The organism is Streptomyces sp. NPDC003720 (assembly GCF_042875075.1).
In the GTDB taxonomy this organism is placed as follows: domain Bacteria; phylum Actinomycetota; class Actinomycetes; order Streptomycetales; family Streptomycetaceae; genus Streptomyces.
This window is the reverse complement of sequence record NZ_JBIANZ010000001.1, coordinates 540,370-558,590: the sequence shown is the minus strand read 5'-3', so window position 1 is coordinate 558,590 and position 18,221 is coordinate 540,370. Positions and strand designations below refer to the sequence as shown.

Below are 18,221 nucleotides of genomic sequence, written 5' to 3'. Positions count from 1 at the left end.
CGGCGGGGGTGATTATCAGCGGTGTGCGCCTAGGAACTCCAGGACGTGCCCGAAGACGTCCAGCGCGGCGCCCCGGCCCAGGAACGGGTCGAGGTGGCCGTAACCGGGGATCTCGGTGTACGACACGTCCAGTTGCGGCTGCCGGCGGGACAGCACCTCGTGGCACAGCTTCTGGGAGTCCAGCCACAGCCCGTTCTCGCTGCCCGAGAGCAGCAGCACCGGGGTGTCGATGCGGGCGGCCGCGTCCAGCGCGTTGGGCGGCAGCGCCCGGTAGCGGTGGTCGGTGTCGTGCCAGCGGACGACGGTGCGGGCCAGCTCGATCCGGCGCAGATGGGGCAGGATCCACAGCGGGGCGGGACCGAGCAGTTCGGCGAGCCGGTCGTGGGTGACGGGGTCGAGGTTCTCGTGCACGAAGAGGGAGGCGCCGGTCCCCCAGGCCGAGTTGTGCAGGATCTGGCAGGTCGGGTCCGGACAGGCCGCCTTGCGGGAGGCGAGCGCGAACAGCGGGGTGTACTTCGACCACAGACCGACCTTGCGGATGTCGACCGGGATGTGGTCGATCCGGGTCTTCAGCAGCTCCCCGGCCACGGACATCCGCAGCGAGGTCCGCCCGGCCAGCTTGGGCGTGAGGAAGACGCCCTGCGACACCACCCCGGCCAGGCCCGGGACCAGGCCGGCCGCCATGCTCATCGACAGGGTGAGCGAGCCGATGCAGTGCGCGACCACGAACAGCGGCCGGTCGCCGATGCGTTCACGGACACGGGCGACGGCGTCGGGGATGTCGTACAGCGCCACGTCGTCGTACGTGTAGCGGCCCCCGGTCTCGTTGTACGGGAGCCTGCCGCTGCCCCGCCAGTCCAGCAGCCAGGGTTCGTAGCCGTCGTCGAGCAGGACGTCGACGAGGTTGCGGGTCTCGGGCAGCAGGAACATGTCGGCGGAGGCCGTGTGCCCGTGCAGCAGCAGCACGGCGGGGCGGCCCGGGTCGTCCGGGCCGATCCGGGTCAGGCCGAGCCGGACGCCGTCGCCGGCGTGGAACGGGACCTCCTCGACGAGGGCCGGGTCCAGGCGGTGGCGCAGCGGGCGCGGCGCCACGCCGGTGCGGACCTTGCGCAGCGCCGGGCGGGCCGCCTTGGCGGCGGTGGTCCTGAAGATCATCGGTTGTGCTCCGTGTGGGTCGGGGTCCGGCGCAGGTCGAGCAGGTCGGCGGCGGCCCGGGCGAACGGGGCGACCAGGCCGCGGCCCATCTCCAGGCCGAACCAGGCGAGCCAGGTGAGCTTCGCGGCCCGCTTCTCCTGGCCGGTCAGGCGCGGGTCGACGCGGATGCCGTCGATCTGGTCGCGGACGTAGGAGTCGGCGGGCACCACGACCTCGCCGAGCAGGCTCGCCGCCTCCCCCTCGCGGCCGATCTCCACGGTGAGCGCGCGGGTCTGCCGCCACAGGTCCCGGCGGGCGCGCGCGTACTTGCGGCCCTCCAGCCACCACCGGCCGCCGTCCGCGTCCCGCAACCTGAGCCGGTAGCGCAGGAGTTGATGCCGCATGCCGTGCTGTTGCGGGATGCCCTCCTCGGGGCGCACCCACAGGTCGCCGCGCTCGACGGTGAGCGGTTCGGGGTGCAGGGCGGGGCAGGTCACCTGTCCGGTGACGTCCACCCGGCGCTCCTTCACCAGTTGGTACATGCTCGCGATGGACAGGGTGAGCGCCATCGAGCAGGGGGACGAGGCGGCGGCGCCGACCGGGCCGACGGTGCCCTCGGTGGTCTCGGAGAACCAGAGGTAGGGCTGGTCGTCCTTGTGCGGCAGCCGGGCGAGGCCGTCGCCGGCGAGCTTCTCGAACGTCTTCAGCTGGGCCTGGGCGTCGTAGCGGGCGGCGGGGGCGAGACCCAGCGCGGCGACCAGGGCGTCGGTGCGCTCGGCCTCGGCGGCCGGGCCCTTCAGGGTGGCCTCGCACAGTTTCAGGGCGGTGGGGCTGCGCAGCACCCGGGAGAGGAAGCCGAGTTCGGGTACGGGCTCGGCCTCCAGACGGGCGAGGGTGAGGGTGCGCCACTCGTCCCAGTCCTGGACGCGCACGTGCATGCCGCCGAGGGCCATGTCCCGTACGACGTCGTCGAGGCTGTTGGGAACGCCGGTGAGGTTGTAGTCGAAGCCCCACGCGTCGGGTTCGCAGACGGCGGCGACGGCGACCCGGCTGACCCAGTCCACCGGGGCGGCGTTGAGGTGGCGGAACGCCGGCACGGTGCGGTAGCGGCCGAAGGCGGAGATGAGGCCGCTGCTGAGGTCCTGCGGGTTGTAGGCGCCGGTCTTCGTGTGACCGCCGATGCCGCCGGGGCGGAGCGCGGTGACGACGAGGCCGTGGTCGCGGGCCCGGCGCAGGGCGACCTCGGCGGCCCACTTCGACTGGTCGTAGCCGGAGACGAGCCGGTCGACGTGGGCGAGCGGGTCGTCCTCGCCCATCGACGTGATGCCCACCTCGTTGAACACCGCGATCGACGAGATGTGGTGCAGCGGTTTGGGGCGGCCGGTCGCGGCGAGTTCGGCGAGGGTGAGCGCGCCGAGGACGTTGCTGCCGCGCAGCGACTGGTAGCCGCGCAGGAAGTCCACGGCGGCCGCGACGCCGACGACGCTGTCGAGTTCGTGGGCGAGGGTGTGCCACAGCTCGTCGGTGAGGCCGAGGCGCGGGCGGCGGATGTCGCCGGGCAGCACGGTGATCCGGCGGCGGACCTCGGACGACCACGGCAGCCGGTAGCCGCGCAGTTGCTCGCCGAGCCGTTCGGTGGCCGCCGCCTCGTCGTCCGCGCGGACCAGGCAGTACACGTGGGCGTCGCTGTGCCGCAGCAGGTCCAGCAGCATGTGGCTGCCGAGGAAGCCGGTCGCACCGGTCAGCAGGACCCGGCGGGGCGGTACCGGCTCGGGCACGTCGGTGAACGGCAGCCGGTCGGCGAGGGCGAGGTCGGCGAGTATCTGCTCGAGGTCCTCCGGACGGGCACGGGAGTGCCGGTCGCCGTCGGCGCGGTGCGGGGTGCGCGCTGCCGGGAGGGGGACGGGGAGGCGGGTGGCCGTGCGGGCCGGCGCGGGGCCGTCGAGCGAGCGTGCGGTATGGGTGGCCGGGGCGGTGGCGTGGAGAGCGCCCGCCCGGGCGGGGACGGCGCCGGGGACGGCGGCAGCGGGTCCGGCGGCGGGGGCGCGCGAGGCCTGTACGGCGCCGGAGGACGAGGCCCGTACGGCGCCGGAGGACGAGGCCTGTACGGCGCCGGAGGGCGGAGCCGATGCGGCGCCGGAGGACGAGGCCGATGCAGCGCCGGAGGGCGGAGCCGATGCGGCGAGGCCGGCAACGGGGGCGCCGGGTCCGGCGACGGGCACGGCCGCGGAACCGGCGGCAGGGGGACGGGAGGCCTCTGCGGCGCCGGTGGTCGAACTCGGCGCTGCGAGGTGGGCGGTGGCGGCGTCGGATTCCGCGACGGGCGCGGCCGCGGGCCTGGTGACACCGGCGCGGGAAGCCTCCTCGGCGCCGGAAGCCGAGCCGGGCGCGGCGAGGCCGGCAACGGGAGCGTCAGGCCCCGCGACGGATACGGTCGCGGATCCGGCGGCAGCGGCGCGGGTAGCCTCCTCGGCGCCGGAAGCCGAGCCCGGCGCGGCGAGGCCGGCAACGGGAGCGTCAGGCCCCGCGATGGATACGGTCGCGGATCCGGCGGCAGCGGCGCGGGAAGCCTCCGCGGCGCCGGAAGCCGAGCCCGGCGCGTCCGCGAGGGCGTCGGGGCCCGGGGCGGGGGCGGTCGAGGAACCGGTGGAGGTCCCTGCGGGGGTGGTGCTGAGGAGGGGGAGCCAGCGGCGGGCCAGGCTGCTGGGGCGGGCGTCGGTGAAGACGTCGTCGAGGTCGACCTCGATGCCCAGCTCGCCCTCGAGTTCGGCGATGAGTTCCACCGCGTCCACGCTGGTGCCGCCGGCGTCGAAGAAGTCGGCGTCGGGGTCCAGCCGGCCGGCGGGCAGACGACGGCCGGCCGCGGCGGCGACGGTGGCGGTCAGGCCGTCCAGGTCCGGCGCCGGGGCCGGCGCGGGTTCGGGCCCGGCGCCCGCCGCCCGCACCTTGGCCAGCAGGTCGGACACGCCGAGTCCGCCGCCGCCCCGCTCGATCGACTCGGCGATCGCCTCGTTCACGTCACGCATGAGAGCCCTTCGCGTTGTGCTTGTTCTTGTCGCTCACTGCTGGTCCCAGGAGCGGAACGCCCGAAGGTGCTCGGGCGTGACGACGACGTCCAGCCGCGCGTCGTCCGGGTCGCCGCCGCCGAGTGCGGCGAGCAGCCGGCGGGCGGGCACGTTGCGCGGGGTGCGCTCGGCCGTGAGCCGGACCTTGGTGCAGCCCAGTTCCCCGGCCCGGTCGGCGAGCCAGGCGAGCAGCCGTTCCTCGACCCCGCGGCCGAGGGCGCGGCAGCTCATCGCCCAGGCGAGGACGTCGAGCCGGTCGCCGTCGGCGGCGACCGCGAGCAGCGCGATCTGGCCGTAGTCGCCGAACCGGTCGCGGGCCGCCGCCGTCCACACCTCGCCCCGCTCGCGCCACCGGGTGAGGTCACCGCCGTCGGCGGAACGGGCGCGCAGCGTGAACTGGTTGGTGCGCCGCACGAGTTGTTCGCCGCGTTCGACGTCCGCCCCGGTCAGCTCGCGGATGTCGACCTCGAGGTCGAGCCGGGCCAGGAAGTCCTCGAACCCGGCGCCCGCCCGGACGGCGTCCCTGGCGCGCTCCGCCTCGTAGAACCCGGCCCTGAGGGCGTCCTCGGCCGTGGCGGCGGCCGGGACCAGGGGCCACAACCGGTCGAGGAGCGCCCCGAGTTCAGCGGTGGGCGGGCAGGTCACCGACAGCACCTGCGGGAGCGCCGCCCGCATCCTGGCGATCTCGGCCGGGTTGTCGTCCAGGAACAGGAAGCTGTCCAGGCCGAGGTTGAGGGTGCGGGCGGCCTCGTCGAGACGGGCGGGCTTGGGTCCCCAGGCGGCCGAGATCACGCTGAAGTGCTCGGCCTTCAGCGTGCCGTCGGGCCGGTCGAGGACCGCGCGGACGGTGGCCTCGTCGTTGTTGCTGACCAGGACCAGCAGCGCGCCCGCCGCCCGCCATGCCAGCAGCCTGCGGGCCAGCAGCGCGCGCGGGCCGGTGAGGTCCACCGCGTCGGGGCCGCTCTCGCCCGCCACACCGCCCCACAGGGTCTCGTCGCCGTCGACGGCGATCACCTTGGGCGCGGGCCGCCGTACGGCCCGCACCACCTCCGCGAGCCGCAGCGCGACCGCGGCCTGGAACTCGGGGGTGAAGGGCAGATGGGCCAGCCGCTCGGTGCGCTCGTCGAAGGGCTGCGCGACCGTGTGGTGGCGGGTCCACTCGTCGGGGCCGAGCACCGCGATCCCCGGCAGCCCGGCCAGGTCGGCGGCGATGCCGCGCTCCCAGCCGAGGAGCCGCTCCGTGGTGCCGGCGCCGGGCAGGATGCCCACGACGAGGGGCTTGCGGGTGCGCTCGGCGAGGGACTTCAGGGCGGCCGGGTAGGCGGCGCGCAGTTCGGCGAGGAGGGTGTCGTCGACCGGTCCGAAGCGTTCCAGGTCGGCGGCGCGCAGCAGGACGACGGCCACCGCGGTGGCCGGGTCGGCGAGGACGCCCGACGGGTCCTGGAGGGCGGCCAGCACCTGGTGGTAGGGCGCTTCGGCGGTGCTCGCCCGCTCGTCCTCCAGGGCCGCCTCGCACATCAGCGGCAGGTGGCCGAGGGCGAAGGTGGCGGCCAGGGCGAGGCGCGGTCCCTCGGCAGGCGGCTCGGGCCGCCGTTCGCGCACCCGTTCGGCCGCGTCCTCGGTGGTCCGGTCGAGCAGCCGCAGGAAGTCCTCGCCAAGGCGGGCCGCGGTGTCCGCGTCCAGGATGTCGAGGTTGTGGTCGAGCCGGACGGTGCCCGTGTCCGGGGTCATGGTGACCATCAGGTCCAGGTCGGTGTGCCCGACGCCGGCCGGCAGCACTTCGAGGTGCTTCAACTCACCGGAGAACCGTACGTAGTTGAAGTAGACCTCGACGAGCGGCGCGTTGGCCCGGTGCAGGCCCTGCCGGGCGAGGGTGGCGAGCACGTCGGAGAACATGGCGCCCTTCGCCAGGATCTGCCGCAGCCGGCGGTCGGTGCGCAGCAGCACGTCCGCGACCCGCTCGCCCGCCTCCGCCTGCGCGGGGAACGGCACGGGGACGCCGAAGAAGCCCACGGCGCCGAAGGCGTCGGCGTGGATACGGGTGTCCACCGGCACCGCGAGCACGAACCGCTCGCGTTCCCGCGTCCGGGCCAACAGCACGGTCAGGGTGCCGAGGCAGAAGGCGGCCGGGGTGACGCCCAAGGCGCTCGCGGCGTCCGCGACGCGCCGCGTGAGCCCGTCGGGGACGGTCACGGTGACGCTGCCGGACCGGTAGGAGCGGGTGTCCGGGCGGGGACGCGCGAGGGTCAGGTCGAGCCGTTCGCTGCCCCGGAAGGCGTCGCGCCACTCCTCGCCGGGGCCCTCCCCGCCGCCCTGCTGGGCCTCGATCAGCAGGTCCACGTCCCGGTTGGTGACGGCGCCGTCCAGCGGCGTGCCGGACAGTTCGGTGTCGATCTCCGCGGCCACCAGCAGCAGGGACTGCAGGTCGCTGACCGCGTGGTGGGCGCCGAACACCAGCACCTGGCCCCGCGGGCCGCCGTCGGCCAGTTCGAACCGCCACAGCGGCGGCGCCGCCAGGTCGAACGGCGGCTCCAGCAGCAGCCGCAGCCGCTCGGCGGGGTCGATGTCCGTGCCGTCGGTCCAGCGCAGCGGCGGCGCGGGCAGCTCCCGGTCCACCCGGAGCTGCCGTCCGCCCTCGGCGCCGGTCACGACGGCCGTGCGCAGGGCGGCGTGCCGGGCGACGAGCCGGTCCAGGATGCCGGTGAGCTCCTCCCGGGTGACCGGGGTGGTGAGCCGTACGGCGAGGCCGACGCCGTGGGCCGCGTGCGGCATGTCCGGCTGGGCGCTGCGCAGAAGGCGTACGACGTCCCGCGTGGCGGGCCGCAGTTCGGTCTCCGGCACCTCACGGGCCGGTGCTTCCCGGCCGGCTTCGGCCGATGCCGTGCGCTCGGGCAGCCCTTCGGCGAGGGCGCGGGCGAGGCCGCGGATGTCGGCGGCGGCGAACACGTCGGCGGCCGGGAGTTCGACGCCCAGTTCGCGGGCGAAGGCGTTGCGGAGCCGGACGAGCATGAGGGAGTCCAGGCCGAGTTCCTTCAGGGCGGTGGTGGCGAACACGTCCACGGCGCCGCCGGAGACCTCGCCGACCCGGGCCCGTACGTAGGTTTCGAGCCACTCGGCGCGTTCCTGCCCGGTGGTGGCCGCGAGCACCCGCCGCACGAGGTCGTCGCCGTCCGCGCCGGAGACCGGGACGGTCACCAGGTCGGCGAGCAGGGGACGGCCGCGCGCGGCGTCCGGATCGAGGGCGAGCAGCTCCATGTCGAGTGCCATCGGGGCGAGTTGGCGGCGGCCGGTGGCCAGCACCCGGTCGAACAGCTCGCCGCCGTCCTGCGGGGAGAGGGCGACCAGGCCCGAGCGGCCCGTCTCGGCGGCGCGGGCGCCGGAACCGGCGACCATGCCGACTCCGGCCCAGGCGCCCCAGTCCAGGCTGAGCGCCCGCCGGCCGGTGCGGGAGAGGTGGTGCGCCCAGGCGTCGAGGAAGGCGTTGGCCGCCGAGTACGGGCTCTGTCCCGCCGAGCCGAGCAGACCCGCCGCCGAGGCGAACAGCACCAGGTCGTCCGCTTCGGGGACCAGTTCGGTGAGGAGGGCGGTGCCGAGCACCTTCGGCGCGAGGACGCGCAGGACGCGTTCCTCGGTGAGGTTGGCGAGGGTGGCGTCGTCCAGGACGCCGGCCGTGTGCACCACGGTGGTGATGGGTCCGGCGTCGCGGCGTACGGCGTCCAGGGCGGCCGTGAGCCCGTCGCGGTCGGCGACGTCGGCGCGGGCCAGGTGCACGCGCACGCCACGCTGTCCGAGGCTGTCGAGCCAGGCGCCGGCGGCCGCGTCCGGGGCCCCGCGGCCGAGCAGGGCGATCCGCCGGGCGCCCCGTCGGACCAGCCGTTCGGCGACGACCCGGCCGAGCCCGCCGAGGCCGCCGGTGATCAGGTGCACGCCGTCCGGCCGCTCGGGGCGGCCGCCGTCGTCGGGGCGGGTGCGGGCCAGCCGCGGGACGAGCCGGCCGGTGTCGCGCAGCGCGACGAGGCGTTCGTCGTCGGCGTGCCACAGCTGCGTCCACAGCCGGTCGGTGCCGCCCTCGGCGGGCAGGTCGATCAGGGTGGTGGCGAGTTCCGGGTGCTCCTGGGCCGCGGCGAGGGCGAAGCCCCAGGCGAGGGCCTGCTCCGGATGGGCGACGGCGGTGCTGTCGCCGGCGGCCTGGCTGCCGCGTACGACGACGAACAGGCGCGGCGCCCCGCCCCGCGGCCGGCCGGGTCCGGTGAGGGCCCGGACCAGGTGGAGGGTGGTGAGGCAGCACAGCCGGGCCGCTTCCTGCGCGCTTCGGCCGTCCGCGACCGGCGGGGCGTCGAGCGCGGAGAGCTGGACGATCCGCTCGGGCGGCGTGCCCGCGAAGGCCTCGTCCAGCAGGCGGGCGAGCTGAGCGGGGTCGGCCGGGTCGAGGACGTGGCGGCCGGGGGCCTCGACGGCGTACTCGGCGCCCCGGCGGGCGACGGCGTACGGCACCAGGCCGTCCAGCCGGGAGGCGAGTTCGTCCGCCGTACCGGTCTCGTCGGCGAGGATCAGCCAGCCGCCCTCGCCGGGCGGTTCCTGTGCCTCGGGGCGCGGCTGCCAGTGGGTCTCGAAGAGCGCGCCGTCCAGCGGGGACAGCGCGGCGAGCCGGAAGTCGTCGACGGACAGCACGAGGTGGCCGTGCTCGTCCCACAGGCGCAGGTCCAGTGCGGCCGTGTCGCCGTCCACCGAGCGCAGGTCGCAGCTCACCCAGGCGGGTGCGGTGCGCGTGCCGCCGTGGCGCACACGGCCGGCGCCGGCGGGGACGAAGGCCCGGCCGGCGGGCGCGGCGGCGGGCAGGGCCGCGCTGTGGAAGGAGGCGTCCAGGGTGGCGGGGTGCAGCAGGTGGCCGGCGGCGGGCCGGGCGGCCAGCCGGGCGAGGGCTGTCGTGCCGCCGTCCCGGCGGCCCTCCTCCAGGCCCCGGAAGGCGGGCCCGTACTCGATGCCGAGGGCGGCCAGGCCCGCGTAGACGGCGCTCACGTCGACCGGCTCGGTGCACCGCTCGCGCAGCGCGGCGAGCCCGGGTCCGGCGGCCGCGCCGGATTCCGGGGCGGGGCTCAGGACGATGCGGCCGGTGACGTGTCGCTCCCACCGCGGACGGCCGGCGGGGGCGGAGGCGACCGTGAAGTCGCGGTGGCCGTCCTCGGCCGGGCGGAGCACCAGCTGCAGGCGTACGGGCCGCTCGGCGTCCAGCCGCAGCGGCTGGACGAACCGGACGTCGGCCAGCTCCACCCCGTCGGCGTCCGGCGCCAGGGCGGTGGCGGCCTCCAGCACCATGTCGAGGAGGGCGGCGCCCGGCAGCCACGGCTCGCCGGTGACGCGGTGGTCGGTCAGGTAGGCGAACCGGCCGTCGTTCAGGTCGATCTCGGTCTGGAAGAGGTCACGGCCGGGCTCGTCGCTGGCCTGGACGTGGGTGCCGAGCAGCGGTGACCCCGCGGTGCCGCCCGACTGGACCGGGGCGAGCCAGTGGCGTTCCCGGGCGAAGGCGTAGGTGGGCAGGTCGGCGCGGCGGCCGCGCGGGTACAGCGCGGTCCAGTCGGGCGTGTACCCGGCCGTGTACAACTCCCCCAGCCTGCCGAGGAGTACGTCGTGCCCGTCGCGGCCGCGGCGCAGCGAGCCGACGCCGGCCGCGTCGACGCCCGCTTCGCCGGCGACCGCCTCGATCGCCGGGAGCAGCGAGGGATGCGGGCTGAGTTCGACGAAGTGGCGGTAGCCGTCCTCCAGCATCCTCGCGATGGTGTCCGCGAAGCGCACCGGCCGGCTCAGGTTCGCCCACCAGTAGTCGGCGTCCAGGCGGTCGCCGGGGACCGGTTCGGCGAGCACCGACGAGTAGAGGGGCGTCGGTGTGCGGGTGCCGCCGATGCCGGAGAGGCGGTCGAGGAGGTCCGCGCGCAGGGGTTCCATGAGCGGGGTGTGGGAGGCGAACGGGGTGGACAGCACCCGGTGCGGGACGCCGCGTCCGGCGAGTTCCGCGCGGAGCGCGGTGAGCGCCTCCGACTCGCCGGAGACGGCGGTGGCGGTGGGCCCGTTGACCGCCCCGACGAACAGTTTGCCGGCGTAGGGGCGCAGCAGCTCCTCGACGTCGGCGGGCGGCAGTTCCACGGCGAGCATGCCGCCGTGCCCGACCAGGGGGACCACCGCCTGGGCGCGGCCGGTGACGGCGGTCACGGCCTCGTCCAGGGTGAGGGCGCCCGCGCCGTAGGCGGCGGTGATCTCGCCGAGGCTGTGGCCCACCACCGCGTCCGGGGTGACGCCGAGTTCGCGCCAGGCGGCGGCGAGGGCCGCGTTCACGGCGAACAGGACGGGCTGGAGGTACTCGGTGCGGTCGAGCGGGGAGAACTCCTCCGGTGCGCGCAGCACGTTGAGCACCGACCAGCCGGCGTGCCGTTCGACGGCGGCGTCGATCCGGGTCAGCTCCGTCCGGAAGGCCTCGGACCCGGGCATCAGCCCCAGCCCCATGCCGGCCCATTGACCGCCGTGCCCGGCGAACACGAAGGCGACCTTGCCGGACTGCTCCTCGCGGGGCGCGGGCACGGGCTTGCGGCCGCCGCCCAGCGCCCGGAGCGAGGAGAGCAGCTCCTCCCGGCCGTCCGCGACGACCGCCGTGCGCCATTCGAAGTGGCTGCGGTGCCGGGCCAGGGTGTGGGCGACGCCGGGGAGGGCGGTGTCCGCGGTGATGTGCCGGGCGAGCCGGGCGGCCTGTCCGCGCAGGCCGGCCTCGCTGCGCGCGGAGAGCACGAACAGCCGCTTGCCGGGCGGGACTTCCGTTACCTCGGCGGGCTGGGCGGGGGCCTCCTCGACGATGACATGGGCGTTGGTGCCGCTGATCCCGAAGGCGCTGACACCGGCCCGCCGCGGCCGCTCCCCCGTCGTCCGCCAGTCCACCGGTTCCTGGAGCAGCCGCAGTCCGCTGCCCTCCCACTCGACGTGCCGGCTGGGCGTGCCGGCGTGCAGGGTGGGCGGCAGGGTCCGGTGCCGCATCGCCTGGACGACCTTGATGAGTCCGGCGACGCCCGAAGCGGCCTGCGTATGGCCGATGTTGGACTTCAGCGAGCCCAGGTAGAGCGGGCGGTCCCCGGTCCGGGAGCCGGCGAAGACCTCGGCGAGGGCGTTCGCCTCGATCGGGTCGCCGAGGGTGGTGCCGGTGCCGTGGGCCTCGACGTAGTCGATGTCGGCGGGGCCGAGTCCGGACTGCTCCAGCGCGCGGCGCACGACCTGCACCTGGGCTGGTCCGTTGGGCGCGGACAGGCCCTGGCTGCGGCCGTCCTGGCCCACCGCCGTGCCGCGCAGCACGGCCAGCACCTCGTCGCCGTCCCGTCGCGCGTCGCCGAGGCGCTTGAGGACGAGCATGCCCGCCCCCTCGGCCCAGACCGCGCCGTCGGCGTCGTCGGAGAAGGCGCGGCAGCGCCCGGTCGGGGACAGTCCGCGCAGCCGGCTGAACTCCACGAAGGTCTGCGGGGTCACCATCAGGGTCACGCCGCCGGCCAGCGCCAGGTCGCACTCGCCGGCGCGCAGCGCCTGGACGGCGAGATGGGTGGCGACCAGGGACGAGGAGCAGGCGGTGTCCACGGTCAGCGCCGGGCCGTGCAGGCCGAGCGCGTACGCCAGGCGTCCGGAGGCGACGCTGAGGGCCGAGCCGGTGCCGACGTAGCCGTCGAGCTGGTCGAGCCGGGAGCCGGCCAGGTAGTCGCTGCCGAACATGCCGACGTAGACGCCGGTGGTGCTGCCCGCGAGCCGGGCGGGCACGATGCCGGCCCGTTCGAGCGCCTCCCAGGCCGTCTCCAGCAGCAGCCGCTGCTGGGGGTCCATGGCGGCGGCCTCCTTCGGGGTGATGCCGAAGAAGCCGGCGTCGAAGGATTCGATGTCGTCGAGGAAGCCGCCTTCGCGGGCGTAGGACTTGCCGGGGGCGTCGGGGTCGGGGTCGTACAGCGCGTCGACGTCCCAGCGTTCCGCCGGGAACGGGCCGACCGCGTCGCGGCCCTCGGCGACCAGCCGCCACAGGTCCTCCGGGTCGTCCACCGAGCCGGGGAGCCGGCAGGCCATGGCCACGACGGCGATGGGTTCGTCGCCGGCCGGACCGCTGCGGCGCGCCGGGGCCGGGGCCGTCCGCGGGGCGGTGTCGCCGAGCACGTGGGCCTGCAGGTACGCGGCCAGCCGGTCGGCGGTGGGGTGGTCGAAGAGCAGGGTGGCGGGCAGCCGGACGCCGAGCCGGGCCGCGAGGCGGTTGCGCAGTTCGACGGCGGTGACGGAGTCCATGCCGAGGTCGCGCAGCGGCCGGCCGGCGGGTACGGACTCGGCGGAGGGCAGGCCGAGCGCGCGGGCCGCCTCCTCGCGGACCAGGGCGAGGAGGCGTTCGGCCCGTTCGGGTTCGGGCAGCCCGGCCAGCCGGCCGGCCAGGGAGCCGCCCGGCGCTGCGGCGGTCCGGGGCGCGGGCAGCAGGGTGCGCCACAGCGCGGTGCCCGCGGCGTCCGTCGTGCGCAGGCGGGCCAGGTCCAGGACCCAGCCGACCAGGTGCGGGGCGCCGCCGCGCAGGGCCAGCGCCACCAGGTCGCGGCCCTGCTCCGGGGTGAGGGCACGGTGTCCGAGCCGGGCCATGCGGTCGAGGTCGGCGTGGGCGGCGGCGAGGCCCTCGCCCGCCCAGGCGCCGAAGGACAGCGACAGGGCGGGCAGGCCCGAGGCCCGCCGGTGGTGGGCGAGTTGGTCGAGGAAGGCGTTGGCGGCCGCGTAGTTGCCCTGGCCCGGGTTGCCCACGACGCCGGCGGCGGACGACACCAGCAGGAACAGGTCGAGCGGGGTGCCGGCGGTGAGCCGGTGCAGGTGGGCGGCGGCGTCGGCCTTGGGGCGCAGCACGCGCTCCAGCCGTTCGGGGGTCAGTTCGCCGATGACGCCGTCGTCGAGGACTCCGGCGCAGTGGACGACACCGCGCAGCGGGAACTCCTCCCCCACCTCGGCGAGCACGCCCGCGATCGCGGCCGGGTCGGTGACGTCGCAGGCGACGACCTCGGCCCGCGCGCCGAGCGCGGCCAGGGCGGCGACGGCGTCCCGGGCGCGCGGGTCCCCGGCGCCGGCGCGTGCCGTCAACAGCAGTCTGGGCACGCCGCGTTCGGCGAGCAGCCGGGCGATGTGGCCGCCGACGGCCCCGAGACCGCCGGTGATCAGGACAGTTCCGTCCGTGGGCGGCACGGCGGACCGGTCACGGTCCGGCTCCGAGCCGCCTCCGGCCTTCCCCGTCCGGGACCGCACCAGCCGGGGCGCCAGCAACTCCTCGTCGCGCCACGCCAGTTCCGGTTCACCGGCGAGCGCGGCGGCCGCCCTCAGCGCGGGAAGGGGATCGGGGCCGGCGTCGTCCAGGTCGAGCAGGGTCAGTCCCAGGTCCGGGTGTTCGGCCCGCGCGCTGCGCACCAGGCCCCACAGCACCGACTGGGCGTAGGCGGGCGCCCGGTCCCCGCCGGCGGCGGCGATCGCGCCGCGGGTCACCCACACCGTGCGCGCGGGTGCGCGGTCCTCGGGGAGCGCGATGAGCCGCCGCAGTTCATCGAGGGCGCCGGTGGCCGTCTCGTGCGCGACGGCCGCCGGATCGGCGTCCGGCGCCGGCCGCGGCCAGAAGCGTACGGCGACGTCGGCGCGGTCCTCGGCGCCGGTCAGGCCGTGCCGGGCGGCGGTGACGTGCGGGTCGGCGGCGTCGCCGGCCACGTCCCAGGTGAGGTCCGGCGCGCCGGCGGACTCGCCGGCGGCCGTCCACGCCACCTCGTACAGGTGCCGGGCGTTCTCCGAACCCGCGTCGAGGTCGGCCGCGTCGGCGGCGCGCAGGCGGACCGACTCCAGACGTCCGGCGGGGAGGCCGTCGGCGTCCCAGAGGGTGACGTCGAGGGTGAGGTCGGCACCGGTGTCACCGGTGCGCCGCACCCGCGCGGTCAGCTCGCCCGCGGCGACGGCCGGGAGGACGCAGCGGCCCACGGCGGCCGGGAGCAGGGCGCGCTGCCCCGCCGGACCGAGCGCGGCCGTCACCTGGAGGGCGGCGTCCAGCAGAGCGGGGTGCACGGGGTACGGGCCGGCGGTGTCGCGGACGCCGGCGGGCGGCGAGAGCCGGGCGAGGAGTTCCCCGTCGCCGGTGACGACCGCCGACCGCACGCCCTGGAAGGCGGGCCCGTAGCCGAGCCCGAGCCCGGCCAGCCGGTCGTAGGTCCCCTCGGACCAGGCCTCCTCGGCGGACTCCGGCCAGGCGGGCGGGGGTTCAGCGGTGAGCGGGGCGGACGGGGCGGCGGAGGCGGTGGCGTTGAGGGTCCAGCCGGGGGCGTCCTGGCCGCGTGGGCGGCTGTGCACGGTGATCTCGGGCACCGGACCGGCGGTGACGACCTCGACGGAGACCTCGACCGTGCCCGAGCCGGGCAGGACGAGCGGGGCGACCAGCAGCAGGTCGGTGACGTCTGCGTCCTCGTCCGGGCGGGCCACGGCGAGCGCGGCGCGGCACAGCTCCAGCAGGGTGGTGCCGGAGACCACGGTGCGGCCGAAGACGGTGTGGTCGGGCAGCCAGTCGGCGGTGGCCGGGGACCATTCGTCGCGGAAGGTCCAGCGGGTCTCGTCGGCGGACTGGAGCTGCACGCCGAGCAACGGGTGCGCGGCGCGGTCGAACAGGGCGGGGCCGCCCGCGCCGGACTCCGGCTCGGTCCAGTGGCGCGCGAGGTCCCAGGCGTAGGTGGGCAGCTCGGCGGCGCTGCCTGCGGGGACCAGGCGGCGCCAGTCGATCGGGCGCCCGTGGACGTGGAGTTCGGCGGCGGCCCGGTCCAGGCAGCCGGGGCCGTCCTCGTCGCGGCGCAGTGAACCGACGGCCGTCAGTTCGTGTCCGGTGTCCTCGCCGAGGGTGCGCAGCGCGGTGAGCAGGGCGGGGTGGGGGCTGAGTTCGACGAAGTGGCGGTAGCCGTCGGCGAGCATGCGCTCGACGGCGGGTGCGAAGCGGACCGTCTCGCGCAGGTTGGTGTACCAGTAGTCGGCCTCCAGTTCCCCGGTGACCGGTTCGGCGGTGACCGTGGAGTACCAGGCGGTGTCCGTGGGGCAGGCGACGACGCCGTCGAGTTCGTCGAGGACCGTCGCCCGGACGGGCTCGACCAGGGAGCTGTGGGAGGCGTAGTCGACGTCGATGCGGCGGACGAACACCTGGCCCGCCTCGAGAAGCCCGAGCAGTTCCTCGAGCGGTTCGACGGCGCCCGCGACCACGGTCGCCCGGCCGCTGTTGACGGCGGCGACCGACACACCGTCGCCGAGCAGGGGCTCCACCTCGGCGTGGGGCAGCGCCACGACGGCCATGCCGCCGGTACCGGCCAGCCCGGTCAGGGCCTGGCTGCGCAGGGCGACCACGGCGGCCGCGTCGTTGAGGCTGAGGGCGCCGGCGACGCAGGCCGCGGCCACCTCGCCCTGGCTGTGCCCGATCACGGCGTCCGGGACCACGCCCCGGGCCCGCCACACGGCGGCGAGCGACACCATCACCGCGAACAGGGCGGGCTGGACGACGTCCACGCGGTCCGGCGACGGGGCGCCCGGGTCGCCCCGCAGCACGGCCGCCACCGACCAGTCGGTGAAGGGGCGCAGGGCGGCGTCGCAGCGGTCGAGCTCGTCGGCGAACACGGGGTCCCGCTCCAGCAGATCGCGGGCCATCCCGGCCCACTGGCTGCCCTGGCCGGGGAAGACGAAGGCCAGCTTCCCGGCGGGGGCGGCCTGCGGGGGCCCGGTGACACGGTCGGGGTCGGACCTGCCGTCGGCGAGCGCGCGCAGGGCCTCCAGGAGCCCCGGGCGGTCGGATGCGTGGAGCACGGCGCGGTGCTCGAAGTGGGTGCGGTGGTACGCGAGGGTCGCGGCGACCGATGCCAGCGGCAGCCCGGGCCGGCCCTCCAGCGCCTCCAGCAGCCGCACGGCCTGCCCTCGCAGGGACGGCAGGCTCCGGGCGGAGAGAGGGAAGAGAGCGGGGCCGGGCAGCTCGGCGGGGGCGGCCGCGGCCGGGGCGGGGTCCGCCGGGGTGGCGGTGCGGGCCGGGGCGGGGTCCGCCGGGGCAGCGAGGCCGGCCGGGTCGGCGTCCGCCGGAGTGGCGCTGGCAGCCGGGGCGACGTCCGCCACCGTGGCAGCGGCACCCGAGGCGACGTCCACCGGAGCGGTGGTGGCGGCCGGGGCGACGTCCGCCGGAGCGGTGGTGGCGGCCGGGGTGGGGGGCGCCTCCTCGATGATCACGTGGACGTTGGTGCCGCTGATGCCGAAGGCGCTGACCCCCGCCCGGCGTACCCGGTCCGCGCCGCGCGGCCAGGCGAGCCCTTCGGACGGCACCCGCAGCCCGGTGCCGGACCAGTCGATGTGGTCGGTGGGGCGCTCGGCGTGCAGGGAGGCCGGTATGCGCTCGTGCTCCAGCCCGAGGACGGTCTTGATGACGCCGCCGATGCCCGCGGCCGCCTGGGTGTGGCCGATGTTCGACTTCAGGGAGCCGATGACCAGCGGCCTGTCGGCCGGCCGGTCCGGGCCGAACACGTCGGCCAGCGCCCTGAGTTCGATGGGGTCGCCGAGCCGGGTGCCGGTGCCGTGCGCCTCGACGTGGTCCAGGTCGTGCGGGCCGAGCCCGGCCGCGTGCAGGGCGGCCCGCAGCACCCGTTCCTGCGCCGGGCCGTTGGGCGCGGACAGTCCCTGGCTGCGGCCGTCCTGGTTGATCGCCGAGCCCTTGACGACGGCCAGGATCCGGTCGCCGTCCCGGCGCGCGTCGGCGAGCCGCTTGAGCAGCACGAGACCGCAGCCCTCAGCCCACACCACCCCGTCCGCGTCGGCGGAGAACGGACTGCACCGCCCGGACGGGGACAGCCCGCGCAGTCGGCTGAACTCCACGTGTCCGCGCGGGGTGACCAGCAGGGTGGCGCCGCCGGCCAGGGCGAGGTCGCACTCCCCGCCCGCCAGCGCGCGGGCCGCCAGGTGCAGGGCGACCAGCGAGGACGAGCAGGCGGTGTCCACGGTCACCGCGGGCCCCTGCAGGCCGAGGGTGTAGGCGATGCGCCCGGAGGCCACGCTGGCCGCCGAGCCGGTGCCGACGTGCCCGTCGAGCTGGCCCAGCGAGGCGGCGGCGAGATAGCCGCTGTCGTACAGACCGAGGTAGACGCCGGTGGCGCTGCCGTTCAGGGAGTCCGGAAGGATGCCGGCGCGTTCGAACGTCTCCCACGAGGTCTGCAGGAGCAGCCGCTGCTGGGGGTCCATGGCGGCGGCCTCGCGCGGTGAGATGCCGAAGAAGGCCGCGTCGAAGCGGTCGATGCCGCCGTCGAGGAAGCCGCCGCGCAGGGTGTAGGCCTTGCCGGCGGCCTCCGGGTCGGGGTCGTACAGCCCGTTGGTGTCCCAACGGCCGGGCGGGACCTCGCCGATGGCGTCCCGTCCGGCGTCCAGCAGCCGCCACAGGGCCTCGGGGTGATCCGCGCCGCCGGGGAAGCGGCAGGCCATGGAGATGATCGCGACGTCGTCACCGGTGCCGGAGCGGCCATGCTCGACGCCCTCGGTGACGGCGCCCGCGGCCGCCGGCGTGGGCGGGGCGAAGACCGCCTCGGCGACGGCGTCGATCGTGGGGTGGTTGAAGACGAGGGACGGCTCCAGGGAGCGCCCGGTCAGGGTGCCGAGTTCGGCGGCCAGGGTGACCAGCTGCCGTGAGCCGAGGCCGAGTTCGGCGAGTGGACGGCGCGGGTCGAGGTGGGCCGGGTCGGTCCCGGCGGCCTCGGCGACGGCCGTCATCAGCCAGGCCCGGACGCCCTCGGAGGTCGTCAGGGACGGCTCGGGGGTCTGCTTCGGGGACTCGTTCGCAGGCATCTGGGCAGCTGTCCTCGTGAACTCGGGCTCAGGCGGGGCTCCGTACCGGACTTCGGGTGCGCGGTACGGCGAAGTACTTCGGGTGCGCGGTGCGGCGAAGTGGGGGCTCACGCCCCGCACCGGGCCGTGCGGCGGCGCCGGGGCGTGCCGGGCCGCCGGCGCCGG

Annotated in this window: 3 protein-coding genes; all 3 read right to left on the bottom strand. The window is 76.4% G+C overall.

Going from position 1 to position 18,221, the window contains the following annotated elements; genetic code table 11:
• Nucleotides 1-15: 15 nt before the first annotated feature.
• Genes ACFYU0_RS02815 through ACFYU0_RS02805 form a run of 3 tightly spaced genes read right to left on the bottom strand, consistent with a single transcriptional unit; the run spans nucleotide 16 to nucleotide 18,056 of the window.
• Nucleotides 16-1,155, bottom strand: a complete 1,140-nt coding sequence (locus ACFYU0_RS02815) for an alpha/beta hydrolase (RefSeq protein WP_389297337.1) — start codon at nucleotides 1,153-1,155, stop codon at nucleotides 16-18.
• Complete coding sequence (locus ACFYU0_RS02810; protein ID WP_389297335.1) at nucleotides 1,152-4,160, bottom strand: thioester reductase domain-containing protein; 3,009 nt, start codon at nucleotides 4,158-4,160, stop codon at nucleotides 1,152-1,154. Before ACFYU0_RS02810 ends, ACFYU0_RS02815 begins: the two co-directional genes overlap by 4 nt.
• A gap of 33 nt (nucleotides 4,161-4,193) precedes the next feature.
• The gene (locus ACFYU0_RS02805) at nucleotides 4,194-18,056 is read right to left on the bottom strand and encodes an SDR family NAD(P)-dependent oxidoreductase (protein ID WP_389297334.1); all 13,863 of its coding nucleotides are present in this window, start codon (nucleotides 18,054-18,056) and stop codon (nucleotides 4,194-4,196) included.
• Between the last annotated feature and the right edge of the window lie 165 nt (nucleotides 18,057-18,221).